The organism is Nostoc sp. NMS2 (assembly GCF_017115105.1).
In the GTDB taxonomy this organism is placed as follows: Bacteria; Cyanobacteriota; Cyanobacteriia; order Cyanobacteriales; family Nostocaceae; genus Nostoc.
Map to the genome: position 1 here is coordinate 82012 of NZ_JABXKH010000042.1, position 15830 is coordinate 97841.

17 protein-coding genes and 1 pseudogene are annotated in these 15830 nt (G+C 41.0%); 8 read left to right on the forward strand and 10 right to left on the reverse strand.

Features of this window, described 5'->3' with window-relative positions:
• Positions 1-42: 42 nt before the first annotated feature.
• Complete coding sequence (locus HWQ36_RS05895; protein WP_292699063.1) at positions 43-420, forward strand: hypothetical protein; 378 nt, start codon at positions 43-45, stop codon at positions 418-420.
• 335 nt (positions 421-755) lie between these two features.
• On the opposite strand, the gene HWQ36_RS05900 is transcribed toward HWQ36_RS05895, so the two are convergent.
• Both HWQ36_RS05900 and queG read right to left on the reverse strand, forming a co-directional pair.
• The gene (locus HWQ36_RS05900) at positions 756-1391 is read right to left on the reverse strand and encodes an HAD-IA family hydrolase (protein ID WP_292699065.1); all 636 of its coding nucleotides are present in this window, start codon (positions 1389-1391) and stop codon (positions 756-758) included.
• Positions 1366-2339 (reverse strand): annotated as a pseudogene (gene queG / locus HWQ36_RS05905) (tRNA epoxyqueuosine(34) reductase QueG). The gene HWQ36_RS05900 and the pseudogene queG overlap by 26 nt, the downstream one beginning before the upstream one ends.
• 260 nt (positions 2340-2599) lie before the next feature.
• Here queG and HWQ36_RS05910 point away from each other — a divergent pair.
• A complete protein-coding gene (locus HWQ36_RS05910) occupies positions 2600-3031 on the forward strand; it encodes a ketosteroid isomerase family protein (RefSeq protein ID WP_292699067.1) in 432 nt (143 codons plus the stop codon).
• A gap of 84 nt (positions 3032-3115) precedes the next feature.
• Here HWQ36_RS05910 and HWQ36_RS05915 read toward each other — a convergent pair whose 3' ends face one another.
• The 3 genes from HWQ36_RS05915 to HWQ36_RS05925 all read right to left on the reverse strand — a co-directional run bounded on the left by HWQ36_RS05915 (position 3116) and on the right by HWQ36_RS05925 (position 6103).
• Positions 3116-3541: an anti-sigma regulatory factor gene (locus tag HWQ36_RS05915; RefSeq protein ID WP_292699348.1), complete on the reverse strand. Its 426-nt coding sequence runs from the start codon at positions 3539-3541 to the stop codon at positions 3116-3118.
• A gap of 3 nt (positions 3542-3544) precedes the next feature.
• A complete protein-coding gene (locus tag HWQ36_RS05920; protein WP_292699069.1) occupies positions 3545-5218 on the reverse strand; it encodes a SpoIIE family protein phosphatase in 1674 nt (557 codons plus the stop codon).
• Positions 5219-5383: 165 nt separating this feature from the next.
• Entirely contained in the window at positions 5384-6103 is a 720-nt protein-coding gene (locus tag HWQ36_RS05925; protein ID WP_292699071.1) for a response regulator transcription factor, read from the reverse strand.
• A 635-nt stretch (positions 6104-6738) separates the two neighbouring features.
• Between HWQ36_RS05925 and HWQ36_RS05930 the strand changes: the two genes are divergently transcribed.
• Both HWQ36_RS05930 and ftsE read left to right on the forward strand, forming a co-directional pair.
• Positions 6739-7494 (forward strand): WecB/TagA/CpsF family glycosyltransferase, encoded by a 756-nt coding sequence (locus HWQ36_RS05930; RefSeq protein ID WP_292699073.1) that lies wholly within the window; start codon positions 6739-6741, stop codon positions 7492-7494.
• Between the two features lie 346 nt (positions 7495-7840).
• Positions 7841-8587, forward strand: coding sequence for a cell division ATP-binding protein FtsE (gene ftsE, locus HWQ36_RS05935; RefSeq protein ID WP_292699075.1), 747 nt, complete (start codon positions 7841-7843; stop codon positions 8585-8587).
• Between the two features lie 70 nt (positions 8588-8657).
• Here ftsE and HWQ36_RS05940 read toward each other — a convergent pair whose 3' ends face one another.
• Both HWQ36_RS05940 and HWQ36_RS05945 read right to left on the reverse strand, forming a co-directional pair.
• Positions 8658-9455: an armadillo-type fold-containing protein gene (locus HWQ36_RS05940; RefSeq protein WP_292699077.1), complete on the reverse strand. Its 798-nt coding sequence runs from the start codon at positions 9453-9455 to the stop codon at positions 8658-8660.
• 179 nt (positions 9456-9634) lie between these two features.
• Entirely contained in the window at positions 9635-10219 is a 585-nt protein-coding gene (locus tag HWQ36_RS05945) for a hypothetical protein (protein ID WP_292699079.1), read from the reverse strand.
• A 513-nt stretch (positions 10220-10732) separates the two neighbouring features.
• Here HWQ36_RS05945 and HWQ36_RS05950 point away from each other — a divergent pair.
• On the forward strand, positions 10733-11629 hold the full coding sequence (locus tag HWQ36_RS05950; protein ID WP_292699081.1) for an alpha/beta hydrolase: 897 nt from the start codon (positions 10733-10735) through the stop codon (positions 11627-11629).
• Between the two features lie 199 nt (positions 11630-11828).
• Here the strand turns inward: HWQ36_RS05950 and HWQ36_RS05955 are convergent, their stop codons facing one another.
• The 3 genes from HWQ36_RS05955 to HWQ36_RS05965 all read right to left on the reverse strand — a co-directional run bounded on the left by HWQ36_RS05955 (position 11829) and on the right by HWQ36_RS05965 (position 14046).
• Entirely contained in the window at positions 11829-12416 is a 588-nt protein-coding gene (locus HWQ36_RS05955) for a Uma2 family endonuclease (RefSeq protein ID WP_292699083.1), read from the reverse strand.
• A 67-nt stretch (positions 12417-12483) separates the two neighbouring features.
• A complete protein-coding gene (locus tag HWQ36_RS05960; RefSeq protein WP_292699085.1) occupies positions 12484-12705 on the reverse strand; it encodes a pentapeptide repeat-containing protein in 222 nt (73 codons plus the stop codon).
• Positions 12706-13083: 378 nt separating this feature from the next.
• Positions 13084-14046: an orange carotenoid protein N-terminal domain-containing protein gene (locus HWQ36_RS05965; RefSeq protein ID WP_292699087.1), complete on the reverse strand. Its 963-nt coding sequence runs from the start codon at positions 14044-14046 to the stop codon at positions 13084-13086.
• A 748-nt stretch (positions 14047-14794) separates the two neighbouring features.
• Here HWQ36_RS05965 and HWQ36_RS05970 point away from each other — a divergent pair.
• The 3 genes from HWQ36_RS05970 (at position 14795) to HWQ36_RS05980 (ending at position 15623) form a co-directional block, all read left to right on the forward strand.
• Complete coding sequence (locus HWQ36_RS05970) at positions 14795-14971, forward strand: high light inducible protein (RefSeq protein WP_292699350.1); 177 nt, start codon at positions 14795-14797, stop codon at positions 14969-14971.
• A gap of 79 nt (positions 14972-15050) precedes the next feature.
• A complete protein-coding gene (locus HWQ36_RS05975) occupies positions 15051-15290 on the forward strand; it encodes a hypothetical protein (protein ID WP_292699089.1) in 240 nt (79 codons plus the stop codon).
• Positions 15291-15362: 72 nt separating this feature from the next.
• On the forward strand, positions 15363-15623 hold the full coding sequence (locus HWQ36_RS05980; RefSeq protein WP_292699091.1) for a hypothetical protein: 261 nt from the start codon (positions 15363-15365) through the stop codon (positions 15621-15623).
• Positions 15624-15830: the final 207 nt, after the last annotated feature.

The following is a 15830-nucleotide window of genomic DNA, read 5'->3' on the forward strand; positions in this document are numbered from 1 at the left end:
TTTCAAGCAAGCAATAAAAAATTTAACTTAAGGATTTTAATTATGTCTGATGAAGTAAAGCCCAATGTTAATGAAGCTCCCACCCATGATGCTCAATTAGCTGCCGAAAGCATAGCTAGTGGTGAAGAAAAAGCGCCAAAAGTAGATTTTGATGCCGATTATGCAGCTGCACAAAAATTTAGCGTGAGTGAAATTGATCGCACTGGTGAAGGTGCAGCAGCAGCCGAGGCAGCTACTGCACCTCAATACAAAACCTCTAAACCAGAAGAGACAAAAACTTTTCAAGCACAGTCAACTGGTAATCCTGATGATTTTATGGAATTAGCAAAGGAAGTTGGGAATTCTAAAACTGAGGGTGTAGGTAATGTTAGTGATGAGCTATTACAACAAGCTTTGGAAAAGGGCCAACCGAAAAAGTAAGTTTTCCTAATCCAACATCTAGAAATTTGGCGAAAAAGAATGTAGAGACATAGCATAGCTACGTCTCTACAATGTTTATAGATAACGCATATTTAATAAGAAAGAATTCAGGAGTCAGGACGGGCTAAACGCCCCGCTATCGCTAACAGAATAATGCCTCCGGCACGCTCCGCGAACAGAATGAATTCTGTATGACTGGCGGATGAATAAGTGGGTTTAAGTCCCCCACCAAATTTTTAATTTGGTGGTCAACAAGAAAGTGGCGGGTCTAAATCCCCCACTAAATTGATTCTGAATTCTGAATTCTGGTTTAATTAATGGAGATGTTTATATAATTAACAACCATTCATTACTTCTAGCAGTTCGCTAGGTTGCTGAATTAAATAATCTGGATTTTGTTTAGCTAGTACTTCGGATGAGTTAAAGCCCCAAGTTACTGCAATTACTTGGATATTTGCTTTTTTGGATGCTTCTATATCTCTGGTTTCATCTCCGACATAAATAACTTCTTGAGGTTTGAGTTGCTTTTGCCTCAAGACATTATTAATTATGGTTGTTTTGCCAAAAATTGTAATTCCTGAATAGATAAAATCAAACAGATGATTTAAATCATTGATTGTGAGAAATTGTGTAACGTTATCTTTAGAATTAGAAGTGATAATGCCCAGTTTATATCCTTGGTTTTGCAGTTCTATTAATGCTTCTTTAATTCCCGGAATTGGTTTTAATTCGGGAATTTTGTCTTTTAATTCTCCTTTAACTTTTTTGACTAAAAAAGGTATTTTAAATAGAGAAACTCCTGAGAACTTAATAATTTCCCTAGATGTTAAGTTTTTAAGGAGGGCTAATTGCTCTGGGCTGATGTGTTTATAACCAAAGTCTACAGCTAGACGATTGGCAATACTTACAAGGGCATCTACTGTATCAGCAATTGTGCCATCAAAATCAAAAATAATTACTTTCGGGGTCATTATTTGCCTGGATGCGTCAAGATTAGCTAGGGCGTTGCGTCGTAACATTTCTGGCTTAATCCGCCGCAAGGCAGATGCTCGAAATCGTTTATCCCACTCCTGATCTGAGATTTGGGCTAATTCTAGCAGTTTGGGAGCAATATTCCCAGGATAAGGATGAAACTCTGCAATATCAGTTGTAGTGGCAAAACGTTGATTCCAAGGACAAACGTCTTGGCAAATATCACAACCAGCAACCCAGCCTTGCAAATGGGGTGTGAGTGTCTGTGGCAGTTTGTCGTCCCGATTTTCAATTGTATGATAAGCGATGCAGCGATTAGCATCTACAACAAAAGGCTGAGTAATTGCACCTGTAGGACAAGCCTGAAGACAACGAGTACAGCTACCGCAGTGTTCTGTATGTGGGCGATCGCTCTCTAGCTCCAAATTGGTTAACACTTCTCCCAAAAACACCCAAGAGCCATATTCCCGTGTAATCACATTACCATTCTTGGCAATCCAACCAATTCCGGCAAGTTGAGCCAATACTTTATCTTGCACTGGGCCAGTGTCTGCATAATAACGAACTCTTACACTTTCATCGAGTGATTCTAGCCATGTAGATAGCTGCTTGAGTTTTTTATGCAGCACCTTGTGATAATCCCTTCCCCAACCATAACGGGAAATTTTGGCATATTCTTCGCCTTCTGGACGTTGATGTGGTGTGTAGTAATTTAGCGCCACACACACTAGCGATCGCGCTTCTGGCATCACTAAGCGGATATCTTGACGTTTTGGGTTAGCCATCCATTCCATATCGGCGTGATAACCCAGTTCAATCCATGCTTGTAACCTCTGCGCTTCTGTGGCATCTATGCTATCTACAGCAGCAATTCCAACTTTGTGAAAGCCCAACTCGCTGGCTTTTTCTTTCACCACACTACTGCTTGTTACGGAATACTGACTCATTTTTTTATTTGGATTTTGCCTAAATAAAGGCAAATAAATTATACATTACCTAGTCAATACCTTTAATTAATATTTGTTACTTACCCTAGATATAAATTTTATTTCCTGCAACACCAATGTAGAGACGTTGCATTGCAACATCTCTACATCTATCGTGAGGAAGATTTACCAATATGTAGTAATCTATCTCAAAAGCAGCTTTCTTTTGAGCGATTTTTGTATTGAAATGAATATGCAGTTAGCATAATACAGAAAATTTTATGACCTCTGCTGAATTTATATCTCCAGCGCAGTTGAAAGAAGAATTCCAGATTGAGGGAATTACAGAAACAAGCATACTGCGTTATTTTGAAACCTTAAATGCGGGAGAATTTGAGGCAACTGCTGCCTTATTTGCGGTAGATGGTGTGATGCGTCCACCATTTGAATCTGATATTGTGGGGACAGATGCGATCGCAGCCTACTTAAAAAAAGAAGGCCAAAACGTTAAAGCTTACCCCAACACAGCAATAGCCGAGACTTTAGAAACGGGTGAAATCCAAATTCAGGTGACAGGCAAAGCCCAAACTTCCTGGTGTAGTGTGAATGTCTTGTGGCTATTTATCCTCAACCAACAACAGCAAATTCTCTATACTAGGATCAAACTTTTAGCTTCTCGCCAAGAGTTACTTTCTTTACGTCGTGAAAAGTAGTAAATAAGTATAATTGTTTAGGAAATGTTTGATATTACCCAAAACAAAATCTAGGCATCAAAAATTCCTATAAATAACTTTTGTCTATCTGACTAATTCGGGTAAAGTAGCTTGTAATTTGAGACAGTTTGCACCATCAATCTGCAATTCATAATCTACTTTATCCATCAGACGATTCATAATCAGCCAACCATAACCACCTTCTTGTTTTTCCAGAGGGTTGGGAGCGTAGTAGTTAGACATATCAAAGCCTTCGCCGTAGTCCCAAACTTCTAAGGCCAGATCGCGGTCTTTCACTTCCAAACGCAGTAAAATTGGTAAATTTGGTTTGTCCTTGTGGGCATGACGGACTGCATTTGAGTAGGCTTCCACCAAAGCCAGTCTCAAACGACTTGATTGCCGTGACCAATCCACAGATTCTCCTAGCTGAATTTTCAAACATCCCAGCAACCAGTTTTCGACAATATTCAGAAAATTCAAGTCACTTGGTACATGAAGCTCACTTTTCATCACTTATAAAATCTCCAGTGAAAGTATAGTTTGATCGTCTTCTTGAACGTGGTTATCTGCTTGGATGCGAGCTAGTAAATGGTTGAGAGAAAGCGGTTGTTCCTCTTGTTGTAACAGTTGCCAAAGACCATCTTGGTTCAGCATAGAACGGTTAACTGCCTCAGCACTAGACCCGTTTTTTACTGTTAAATCAAAATCATTTGAGATCGTTGCTTCTGTAATACCATCACTGGCTAGTAACAATGTGTCTCCAGTAGCGAGAACCAAACGACCAGACTGTGCCTGCCACTTGGGTAATATTCCCAAAGGAACGCTGCGGACTTTCAGGTAATTAGGATTGTCGCCTAAAGCGTCTTGGCGTGACCATAAAAGTGGATAAATATGACCGGCATTAGTGTAAACGAGTTCCTTAGTACTAGGGGTATAACAGGCTAACACAAGAGTGATGAAATAATTGTTGCTAACTAAATCTTCACTTAGAGCATGATTGAGGTTTTGCATAACCACATTCGGCTCGGCTGGTGTTTCTTGAGATAATTCTCGGCGCAAAACTGAAATAATACTAGCCATAAATAAAGCAGCTGGGACACCCTTACCAGAGACATCACCGACTGCCAACCACAAGTCCCCTTTGGGATGAACAAACACTTCAAAGAAATCGCCTCCTACTTCTCGCGCCGGGTAGCAGCAGGCTTGCACTTTCACACCTTTGATATCAGGTAAACTTTGGCGTAGCAAGTTATATTGAATTTGCCGAGCCACTTCCAACTCATTATGAATCTGCTGTTGCTTTTCTTGAAGACGCTGATAGAGTTTTGCTTGAGAGAGAGCTAAGGCTGCTTGTTCGGCAACACCTGCAATTAGTTGGATGTCTTCGTCTTGCCAGGGGCGATCGCGTCCCCATTGGTGGAGGGCCAGCACAGCCAACAAATGCTGCTGGTAGCTAAGTGGCACAACCAAATGATGACAGGGGTTGCCCTCGTATATTTCTTGGGCAAGTTGATAATGACCCGTTTCCAGCACTTTTTCAATTAAAACACTGGGGTCGAAGAAGCAATCTAATACATTGGATTTAGGATCGTAGTATGAAAACTCGTCTTGTATTAGGCGATCGCCCTCTACCGGTCTGAGCAAGCAACTGCTAGCGTCAAATGTTTGTCCAATGGTTGCTACAATTTTTTGCAGCATACTGTCGTAGTCTAAAGACTCCCGAATTGCCGTTGTTACGGCATTAAACAAAGATTCTCGCTGTAGGGCCCGACGCAACTCTTGGGTGCGTTTCTTAACTACGCGATATGTATCAGTGGCTTGCTCAACTAATGCCCTGAGTTTATCTGGATTCCAGGGTTTGGTAATATACTTAAATACCTGACCAGAGTTAATGGCATCCACCAAATCTTCGACATCAGTAAAACCAGTTAACAAAATTCGGATCGTATCTGGAAAGCGCTCTACTGTCCGACTAAAAAATTCGGTTCCATTCATTTCTGGCATTCTTTGGTCAGAAATAATCACCGCCATTTCGCCAAATTGATCCAAGATTTCCAGAGCGCCAAAGGCATGATTGGCTTTATATACTTGAAAATCTCGTCTAAAAGTGCGGTAGAGTAAATCTAGGTTGTCTGGCTCATCATCTACCACCATGAGCTTAAGTTTTTCGACCCCTGTCTCAGCCATATTTGACTTTACTTTTGAGATGTTTGAATGGCGATATAATGTGATGTTTATCCCACATAATAAATCATAGAAAATTTAGAGAAGCCATTCACTTTGAAAATATCACTTTCTCAAAGTTGTAAGTTTCCCTCGATCGTTCTCAATTGCTCCACATTAAAATTACCTTTACCCAACTAAACCAGAACGCAGGGCGCGGACTGCTGCTTGGGTACGGTCATCGGCACATAGCTTATTCAAAATATTGCGAACGTGAGTTTTAACAGTCCCAACAGTGATGTAAAGTCTTTCCGCAATTAGTGCATTACTACAACCTTCGACAATCAACTGTAGCACTTCCAATTCCCTTTCTGTCAGGGTGTAAGGTTGGATTCCTTCCAGATTCTCGACATAATCAGGGTTAGAGGCAATAGTCTTGGTATCTACAAAAGCCGATTCCAACTTTTGAGGATTTTGTTGTGCTTGTTGTAATACAATTCGAGCGATCGCTGGATCGATCCAGGCGTTGCCATTGTAAGTTACTCTCACTGCTTCCAGCAAATTATCAAATTTGATATCTTTCATACAGTAAGAGTCTGCACCAGCAGCAAAAGCTGCCAACACAGCTTCTTTGTTATCCCGCAGCGTCAAAATTAACACCTTTGTGGATAGCTGCTGCCCATTCGCAGTAGATTTTACCTCCCGTGTCAGTTCAATACCATCTTTATCCGGTAAACCAATATCTACGATGGCAATATCAGGTTGTACCATTTTTAACATTTTTAGCCCCTCGACAGCATTGGCAGCTTCACCTACAACTTCAATTTCATCCTTTTGCTGTAGTGCCGTCCGAATACCCACGCGAGTGAGGTCATGATCTTCAATTAAAGCAATACGAATTTTACTCATAGCCAACTTCAGCCCGTTACACTACCTTAACCATAAAGTCGAGTTTCGTGACATCCTCCCACACTAACTGTAAGCAGTATAGTGGGGGCTTCTGTTCCCGGAACCAGAGTTGCGAGTCGAGCTTTTTATACTGAGTTAATATTACACTTTAACAATAAAGTTTGCACTGATTCAGCCCAAGTACAAGCGCTCAAGATTAATAGACATCTGGTGAAAATAATTATGCGTTATCCAGAACCCTTGTAGAGACGTAGCAGTGCTACATCTGGTGCATCCCAAGACTAAACCCGGATTTCTCACCACACCCCTGCACCCCTGCGCTTGTGCAGGGGTGCAGGGGAGCAGGGGAGAGTTCAAATACCAAGTTCTTTTCTTTCCCCTCTGCCCCTCCGCCCCTCCGCCCCTCTGCTCCATCAAACGCCTGAAGCTTGTGATAAATACGGGTAAAGCCTCTGGGTTTTCTGCTTTCGACATTATTAGGACTTACGCACAAGATGATCCCCCAACCCCCTTAAAAAGGGGGGTTAGGGGGGATCGAGGTTTCAGGTTTTCAATGCGTAAGTCCTGACTCTAAAAAAATTTGATAAACTTAACATTCAAGAAAATCTGGCGTGAGGGTTACTCAAGAATAAGCTATGTCTAAAGGCAATCAAGTATTTTCAGTATTGGGAATACCAGTTCATGTGATGGCTAACTATCCAGGCTGGTTGTTAGAACGCCTAGAACAAGGCAGAGGAATTCATGTAGTAACGCTCAATGCAGAAATGACTATGCAGGCAGAGCAGAATCAATTCCTCGCTCAGATAATTAAAAATGCTGAACTCGTGATTCCAGATGGAGCGGGGGTTGTTCTGTATTTACGGTTATTATTATGGCAAAAAGTGCAGCGTTTTCCGGGAATTGAATTAGCAGAAAAACTTTTGCAAGAACTTGGGCAACAGCAGAAAGGGGCAAAGGTGTTTTTTTATGGAGCAGCGCCTGGGGTGGCCTCAACTGCGGCAGACTTTTGGCAGCAGCAAATTCCAGATTTGAATATAGTAGGCACTCACTCAGGCTACCATTCCCCAGAAGAAGAAGCGCAATTACAACAAACTCTTGCTCAATTGCAGCCACAAGTGATTTTTGTCGGTTTGGGAGTGCCACGTCAAGAGTTATGGATTGCCGAAAACCGCCATTTGTGTCCTCAAGCAATTTGGATTGGCGTTGGTGGTAGTTTTGATATTTGGTCAGGAACTAAAACTCGCGCTCCCGCCTGGTTAGGAAATAATAATTTGGAATGGTTGTATCGGCTGTATCAAGAACCTTGGCGTTGGCGGCGAATGTTGGCTTTGCCAGAGTTTGCTGTAAAAGCTTTTGTTTATCGTTTGACAGCAAAAGATGCAATTAATTAAGTAGGTTGGCGCAATTAAAGCTAACTGTCATTTGTCCTTTGTCATTTGTCACTTGTACTGAGCGTAGTCGAAGTATTGGTCATTAGTAAGGATTTTAAGCCTGTTTATGTTTCGTAACATAACTTTGTTTATTTCTACCAACTTACTTGGTTAAGAGTTTTGCTAGCGGATAGCTAGGGTTTAGTCAGTGTTATTACTTAGTTAATACTGAAGTCTTCAAAAAATTTTAAATTTTCTTTGTTGAATTTTAAATTCCCAGGCGAAACCTGGGAATCCTTATTTTTAATAGGAATGTCACATCTAAGCCGACAAACTGTTTGGTTGTGGGTATGAGGAAAATTTAACAATGCCAGTATTAACAACTCAAGTTAAGACAGAAAAATCCGTTCATAGAGAGAACTGTGCAACTCAACAGCATGGTAGAAATACTCCTGCAAAGGTGACATTGCAATCTGTAACCAAGACTTATGCTAACGGCTCTCACGCCCTGTTGAATGCGAACCTTGAGGTAAAAAAGGGAGAATTTCTGTTTATCACCGGGCCAAGTGGTTCTGGTAAATCAACGCTCTTGAAACTGTTGTATGGCCAGGAGTTGCCTACAGAGGGAGAAGTAATTGTTGATGAGTGTAATATAGCGGGTTTACGGGGCGATCGCTTGTCATTATTCCGGCGACAGATTGGCATTGTGTTTCAAGACTACAAACTGATTAGCCAACGAACAGTAGCAGAAAATGTAACTTTTGTGCTGCAAGCTCAAGGGTATACCCGTAAAGAAATTCAACGACGTTTAGAACCAACTTTAAAGCTGGTGGGTTTGCTAAGTAAAGCTGACTGCTTCCCAGATCAACTATCAGGGGGAGAGCAACAGAGGGTGAGTATTGCCCGTGCGATCGTTGGTACACCACCACTACTGTTAGCAGACGAGCCTACTGGAAATCTCGATCCTGATAATTCCTGGCAAGTAATCCAGATTCTCCAGAAGTTAAATTCCTTTGGAGCTACGGTAATTGTTACCACCCATGATGAACAATTGGTGCGGCGATGCAATCATCCGGTAGTGCAAGTTCGCAATGGACAGTTGTCTCGAAAATAGTTATTTGTCATTAGTCATTGGTCATTGGTCATTTGCAAAGGACAAAGGACAAATGACAAAGGACAAATAACTAATAAACGTGGTGTTTGACTTTTGCTGATACAGGTGTGAAAGTTGCTGCTGTTTTGGGGGGTAGCACTTGTAGGCGATGATCTCCGACAGACCGGAGGCGATCGCAAGCTTGTAAACTTTTAAAAGCTGCCTCTCGGATTGCAACTTCTTCCTCTCGACTGAGTAAGAGTTGCAAGCATTCGACCACATCTTGCTGCACTGAAGAATCAACTCGCTGACGGCTGATGAATTTAGTTAGTTGACGTAGGGCAATCAACCGTTTTAATGGATCTTTGTCTGTTAAATTGACCAACAACCGATCGAGGTAGTCTTCTTCTCGATTTTCATAGAAGTTGACAACTTGCCAGACCAATAAAATTAAAGTTAACAGGGTTCCCACGCCTTGAATAATAGCACCAGCCGCAATCCAGGAACTGTGAGAGTCAACCCAAATTGCCGCGGCCATATAAGTGCTGACAGTAGCAACACCACCACTAATGACTGCTAAGACTAATCGACGATTTGAACTGTTTAAGAACTTACGGATCTTAGACCAGTGCAATTGCCAGTCCCATTTCTGCATTGAGTAAACCAATACCATTACCCCAATGCCCATTAAGATAGCCAATAGCAGCATCCAGTTCCACAACAACATACCAACGACGATTGTCAGGAACCCAAGAAAGCCTCCAGGCCCAGAGAAACGCTTAAATGTTTGCTGCTTTGTAGCTCCTTTTGTCTTGAACTTTGTCAGCGACCAGTTCCAGTCGGGGATCTGGTTGATTAATTGCTGCCAAGAAGACGAAGCCTGTGCCACAGTGTTTACCTACTTGATTACGAAATTACCTATTGTATAAGTTTTACTTGGGAATGAAGAAAAGGTGAAGACCCAAACTACAAGATGCCTGATTTGCATCGACGGATAGTAGACTAGTACAGCACGGCGGAAATAAAGATACCATTTTAGATGGCTCAGAGCAAGGGCATAAAGGCTTTTTAAAGGCAAAAACGAAAGTTATCAATGGTGAATTGACCATCAAAAGCACAGAAGGTAACGCTGTAGATGTTATTCACATTTATAAATAATAAGGTATTGGGGGAAATTGCCGAGTCTGAATTGGCAAGATTAGAGCCTGGTAGTGCAGTTTGACCGAGCAATTGGCGATCGCGATCGTAGGCAGAAAGCACTAGCCGTTGCGAACTAGTGACAAAGGCACTAACCGAGTTAACCGGACGCAAGAAAGTAGCTTCTAAAAATCCGTTTTTGGGCGCTCCCATTAAAACTGTTAGCCCTGAATAGGTTGGAAATGCCGGATTTGATGGTTGTATTGCTAGAGAATTGTGAAAAATTACTCCCCAGCGTTCATACTGGCGCTCTACTGCTTCAAAACATTTCAAGTCTTCTAAGTCTAAACAAATACAAGTAGGTACGGTAATTCTGGCAGCGTCAATAGCTGAATCTACCTGATCCCTACAAGCTGAAGCTTTAATTTCATTTTGTATATTAAGCTTGTCAAGCGCAAATTTAGCGTCTTCAATCGTTGGTAGTTTATTTGATTGAAGAGTAGCCTGCTTTACCATGACATCCCGCCTTACCATTACTTAGATAATAATCAGATTGGTTATAATACATCAAAAGCAATTTATTTTACATATAGAAGTAGAATAAATAGCTAATTAAAATCAGCGTTTCAACTGTTTTTAACGCTCAAAATTATTTATGAGTTTTTTGATAGATTACCATAAAAACTTATGCCAGATTCAGGCTTTAGTGATACTCGCTACCATAAAAAAACCTTGTACAACAGTAATTTCAAGGTTAATTTCCTTTTTATTGTGAAAAAAAATCACCAAATCTTTACAAGTAATCCAGTAATTTTACATCTACTTAATCTGACGGTGGTGAGAAGTCTTAGAGTGATTGATTCGCTAATAATAACAATGAGTGGAAGTTTGAACTAAACACGTAAGCATTCAGTGTGACTAAAAAGACTTGGGGACGTAAAGACAGGATCAAATTCTTTTTGTGTGTACCCGTGTCATTGCTTTCACTTATGCAAACAAATGTCTACAGTCAACAAAAAATACTTACTTATGTTTCAACCACAAGGATTTGACCAACGCTCCGTAAATACTTCACTAGGTAGAATGGTGTATTATACTGCTGATGGAGCGCCTTGGCAGGATAATGTAACTGCTAGAGATGATCGGGAAACTTTGGTGTTCCTGCACGGCTTTGGTGGTGGATCTTCTGCTTATGAGTGGTCGAAAGTTTATCCGGCTTTTGCCGCCGAATATCGGGTCATTGCACCTGATTTGATCGGTTGGGGTCGGTCTGGGCATCCGGCACGGAGTTATAAGATTGAGGATTATTTGACCACAATTCGGGAGTTTTTACAGCAGACTTGTACTCAGCCAGTAATAGCGATCGCTTCTTCTTTAACCGCAGCATTTACAATTCGAGTAGCAGCAGCTTATCCTGATTTATTCAAGGCTTTAATTCTCACCACCCCCGCCGGACTTTCCGACTTTGGCGAGGACTACTCGCGTAGTTTTTTTGCCCAGTTAGTCAGTGTTCCTGTTGTTGACCGTTTAATTTACAGCACTGGGGTAGCCACCAGTGGGGGTATTCGCAGTTTCTTAGAGCAACGGCAATTTGCTAAGTCTAATCGAGTGTACCAAGAAATTGTAGATGCTTATTTACAATCCGCCCAACAGCCTAATGCTGAGTATGCAGCACTGTCCTTTGTCCGTGGCGATTTATGCTTTGATTTATCCCTTTATATTCAACAATTGACCACTCCCACCGCCATTATTTGGGGACAAAAGTCAGAATTTACAGGGCCTTCAATTGGTCGCCGCCTTGCCGAAATGAATCCCCAAGCAATCCGATTTTTTCAAGAATTGGAAGATGTAGGGTTAACACCACAGTTGGAATTGCCGGCAGTCACAATTGGGTTAATTCGCCAATTTTTGCCTTTGCTTAATTAGTGGTTTTTTCATTATTCCTAGCCCTGTCTAATACCATTTTGGATTTTAGATACTTCGACTTCGCTCAGTACAAGTTTTAGATTTTGGATTGTAAAAAAGTTAGTGAATAAGCTTTTTGGTAATCCATCTGTCGCAATCATTTTTTAAATTGGTATAATTTCCTCCCTTTGCCTGTCAAGGCAGGGCGTAATCGATAAAGCTACATAATTTGCTGTAAATTCAACACAAATCCAGGTAAGATATTTTCTCCTGATAAACTAGCAGGATTGTCTAATATCTCTACATCTTTACCTGGACGATAAATTTCTACTCGCTTGTTTTTCCGGTCAATTAACCAGCCTAGTTGAGCGCCATTTTCTATATATTCTTGCATTTTCTCTTGTAAGTCTTTGAGGGAATCACTAGGAGAACGCAACTCTACTACAAAATCAGGACAAATAGGAGCAAATTTTTCTTGTTGTTCTGGGGTTAAAGCATTCCAACGCTCAATTTTCACCCAAGAAGCATCAGGAGAACGTTCTGAACCATTGGGTAGGGTAAAGCCTGTTGAAGAATCAAAACCTTTGCCTAATTTAGTCTGTTTATTCCAGATTCCTAATTCAACAACCATATCAAAATTACGGTTGCCAGTATCACTACCTGTAGGTGGCATAATTAATAATTCCCCTGATGCTGTACGCTCAAATCGATAATCGCGGTTTTTCTGACACATCTGGAAAAATTGCTCATCAGTCAAGTCAATTTTCAATTTGAGTGTAGAAGGTAAGGTGGTTGTCGTGGCGTTCATAGGCTATTCTGAGCATCTTACTTCTAGTTTAGTGCTGTGTGAGGTGCGATCGCCCTTGTCCAAAATGCTATTCCCGCGCCAACAATAAGCTTCGTTCAGGTAGGGTGACTCCGTTAAGTAAGCAGTGGTGCAGATTGACCCCATTCAGGTCTACTTCGGTGAAATCAATGTCAATTAAATCCGTTTTACACAAAATAGCTTTGGTGAGACTGGCATGACTCAGGTCTGTATTGCTCAACTTTGTGCCAGAAATTTCTCTCTCCTGCACAATAGCGTTTGAGAAGTTCATTAGCATCCATACAGCCTGCTTTCCAAATTTCCATTTCTCACCTGAAAATACTTCTTAATTAACAATACCTTCGCCATTTTTTGTAGGTTGGGTTGAGCGAAGCAAAACCCAACGTATTTGTTGGGTTTCGTTCCTCAACCCAACCTACGAATCGAGACATTTTTCGATTTGGCGAAGGTATTGAATTAAGAGACTTTTAAACTCCGCACCAACATTAAAATTATTTAACAATCTTTTACAATATTGCCGATGAGACTGGTTGCTTTCAAAAAGTATTAGAGAAGGAAGCCGTTATTCTGAGAAGTTTCTTTTGCTTAAGCGTGGCGAGGTGGCTCGCTCCTTGACTCATCCACGCTTAAGCAGCGACTAATCTGGCTTTTACTTACGTACTAAGTTCAGCAGTTCTTTAGGAGAAGCAAGTAAGTCAATCGCTACGAAGAAAATTTTGCCTTGGGGATCGAGCAAAAACCGCCATGCAATATTCATTCCCACACTCGCACCGAACCAAGGGGTTTGGACTTTGCCGGTGACTTTAACTTGGGTATAGCCATCTTCTACTGGCTCGGATATACCACGTTCTGGTATCATTCTTAATCCCTGGCATTCTTCACGCATATAAGCGCGGATTGCATCTTGACCAACAATCGGTCTTTCAAAGGGAGGCTGCAAAGCACCTTCAGAACGAAACAGAGCAACAGCAGCATCAAAGTCGTTAGCATTCATGTTGTTGATATAGCCAAGCACTGTAGGGTTACTGATACCCTCAATGGTGACTTTAGTCCGAAACGCTGGTGCTGTGGGTGGAGCCACGGGTTCTGAGACTTTTTTGTAACTACCGGGAGCGTTCGGGTCAAATCCCATGCTCACTACGGTATTGCGGAGAATTGTGATTTGTTGACCTGAATCAGCATTCCTGATTGCTTCTAACACATCAGCAGCCTTGGGAGAAAGCTTGTAGCCTTCTGGAATAGGAGCAACGATTCCCTGAGCCATCCATTCTCCTAATTGATACCAGAAGCCCAACTTGATGTTGACGGTGAAGGATGCATAAGAACGGCAGAGGGGAGTGTCAGCACGGTTAGCTAAATCGTACATAACTCGTGTTTGAGCCTCGAAAGGCATCTGCTTAATTTGTTCGAGTAAGCCTTGTGCAAGTACCATGTTGGCTGCTCCGGGAGCGGCAACCGTAATACTTCTACCCATCTCGGTATAAGCAAACCAGAGTAATGCTAGTTGATCTTCAGCATTGAGTTGAGAGAATGATTCGACAACAGTTGGAACAACGTCAGCAACTAGCGTGCCGGGAAAAATACTTTGAGCCGATTTGATGGTAAAAGACATAGCAGATATTCCCTAAAAAAATTACAGTTCTATCGAATGTGGAAATCAAAAAATCAAATGTGCAAAGACAGAGGAGAAATGCGTTTAGCTGTTAACAAAGGCACTCAGTAGTCTTGGTATAGGTGTAGTCCGCACTTCGACTTCGCTCAGTGACCGTCGTGGACATCGCTTTACCAAAGACATCGCAAGTTAATTAACTGCATAGTTATTTAGAAAACTTTGCTTAGTAGTGGTTTAACGCATTTATCTGGCTCTTGTATCTTTATGTAAAGAAACATAACAATTTCGTTACAAATAAGCAATACTTTCTCAGCTATAAAATGATAACTTTTGTTTATGTTAGTGATAAGTTTTACTGAAGTTACATTAAACGCAATTAATGCTTTGTGTGTAGTCACTCCCAAGAGCGTAGACATCACACGTCTCTAGGTGTATCAAATTTGTACAAACAATCTTTTACCAAACTTATTGTGTCGTCGTACACATCGCTTATCTTTAAAACTTATGCAAAAGTACACGCTGTAGGGGCAATGAATGAATTGCCCCTACCTAAAAATAAGGGTTTCGGCTAAAGTTTTGCGTAAGTCCTGAGCTATTCGCATGAATCCAAAATACCCTACCTGCTTAGTACGGTTCTTGCTACCTTTTTTGACGTGTCAAGTACTTGCAAAAAATATTTACAATAGGTTACATTCATTTACAGTTCACAACAATAAAAAGTAAAAGATGACGATATAAAGGCTTTACTATTAACGAACGCGGTCAACTCAACAGATTTGCGATTGAACCCAAAATTTATGTTGATGAAACTCCACGGACAGGCTTCACCGAATATGCCGGAAAACTCAATGGTTGTTTGGCAATGATTGGTTTTATCTCACTCATCGCGTTAGAAGTTTTCACCGGACACGGTTTGATTGGATGACTAACTAGTTTTTAGAGAAAACACTCCTGATTTACGAATTTTCTCCAGTTGACAAATAAAACAATTTAGAGGCAAACTTATGAAAACGGATTCTGATTATCCTAAAAAAGATTTGATTGGAACAGTCGTTTTTAGACCTGATTTCAACAACTTTGAGACCATCAATGCAAATCAAGCGTGGTCATTGTTTTTCAGTGCCGGTCAAGATGACAAGGGACTGGGACAAGAAATTGAATTCGGCAGATTTTTCACTAATCTCTTAATCGCTATTGGAGTAACTGGAATGCTTTGGGCGATTTATTTCAGCCAATTAGGATGAGCAAGTTGGTTCATTTTTCTAGTAACTATTCAATACGCCTAAAAAAGTCTCTTTAGCTTTGGAAAAAGTTCGATGTTGATTGGATTTATAAAGCTTCCTAATTTGTCACGATATTGTGGATATATGGGCTTAGAAGTAGCAGAAATTGTTTCCAAATATCTTGCAGTTCAAAGTAAAACCTATGTAATTCAAAATAGAAGAATATTGATCAATCAACTTTTAAAGTCTGGTCTAGATTCTCATACAGCAAATCGAACTGTTACTGTACTTATATCAAGCCCAGTTTTACAATTAACCAATAAAAACCAGTTGGCAATTAATTGCAAGCGATAGTAACTGTGATAGTCAAAAGTTAAAGAAGTCGGAAGTCGGAATGGGCTACGCCCCGCTACGTTTGCGGAGCGTCTCGTAGAGAAGAGAGGAAGTACAGTTTTGTAATGAGGATTTAGACCTGACTTTTCACGGTATCTGGAAAACCTCTCTTCTATTTCTCTCTCCTAAAAGGAGAGAGACTTTGAATTTTCCCCCTTCCCGCGTCGG

What these genes read in the sequence shown, in the direction of transcription:
- HWQ36_RS05910 (WP_292699067.1), top strand. Translation starts at nt 2,600, where the DNA reads ATGACCTCTGCTGAATTTATATCTCCAGCGCAGTTGAAAGAAGAATTC.
- HWQ36_RS05895 (WP_292699063.1), top strand. Translation starts at nt 43, where the DNA reads ATGTCTGATGAAGTAAAGCCCAATGTTAATGAAGCTCCCACCCATGAT.
- HWQ36_RS05950 (WP_292699081.1), top strand. Translation starts at nt 10,733, where the DNA reads ATGTTTCAACCACAAGGATTTGACCAACGCTCCGTAAATACTTCACTA.
- HWQ36_RS05965 (WP_292699087.1), bottom strand. Translation starts at nt 14,046, where the DNA reads ATGTCTTTTACCATCAAATCGGCTCAAAGTATTTTTCCCGGCACGCTA.
- HWQ36_RS05930 (WP_292699073.1), top strand. Translation starts at nt 6,739, where the DNA reads ATGTCTAAAGGCAATCAAGTATTTTCAGTATTGGGAATACCAGTTCAT.
- HWQ36_RS05900 (WP_292699065.1), bottom strand. Translation starts at nt 1,391, where the DNA reads ATGACCCCGAAAGTAATTATTTTTGATTTTGATGGCACAATTGCTGAT.
- HWQ36_RS05920 (WP_292699069.1), bottom strand. Translation starts at nt 5,218, where the DNA reads ATGGCTGAGACAGGGGTCGAAAAACTTAAGCTCATGGTGGTAGATGAT.
- ftsE (WP_292699075.1), top strand. Translation starts at nt 7,841, where the DNA reads ATGCCAGTATTAACAACTCAAGTTAAGACAGAAAAATCCGTTCATAGA.
- HWQ36_RS05960 (WP_292699085.1), bottom strand. Translation starts at nt 12,705, where the DNA reads ATGAACTTCTCAAACGCTATTGTGCAGGAGAGAGAAATTTCTGGCACA.
- HWQ36_RS05980 (WP_292699091.1), top strand. Translation starts at nt 15,363, where the DNA reads ATGTTGATTGGATTTATAAAGCTTCCTAATTTGTCACGATATTGTGGA.
- HWQ36_RS05925 (WP_292699071.1), bottom strand. Translation starts at nt 6,103, where the DNA reads ATGAGTAAAATTCGTATTGCTTTAATTGAAGATCATGACCTCACTCGC.
- HWQ36_RS05955 (WP_292699083.1), bottom strand. Translation starts at nt 12,416, where the DNA reads ATGAACGCCACGACAACCACCTTACCTTCTACACTCAAATTGAAAATT.
- HWQ36_RS05975 (WP_292699089.1), top strand. Translation starts at nt 15,051, where the DNA reads ATGAAAACGGATTCTGATTATCCTAAAAAAGATTTGATTGGAACAGTC.
- HWQ36_RS05945 (WP_292699079.1), bottom strand. Translation starts at nt 10,219, where the DNA reads ATGGTAAAGCAGGCTACTCTTCAATCAAATAAACTACCAACGATTGAA.
- HWQ36_RS05915 (WP_292699348.1), bottom strand. Translation starts at nt 3,541, where the DNA reads ATGAAAAGTGAGCTTCATGTACCAAGTGACTTGAATTTTCTGAATATT.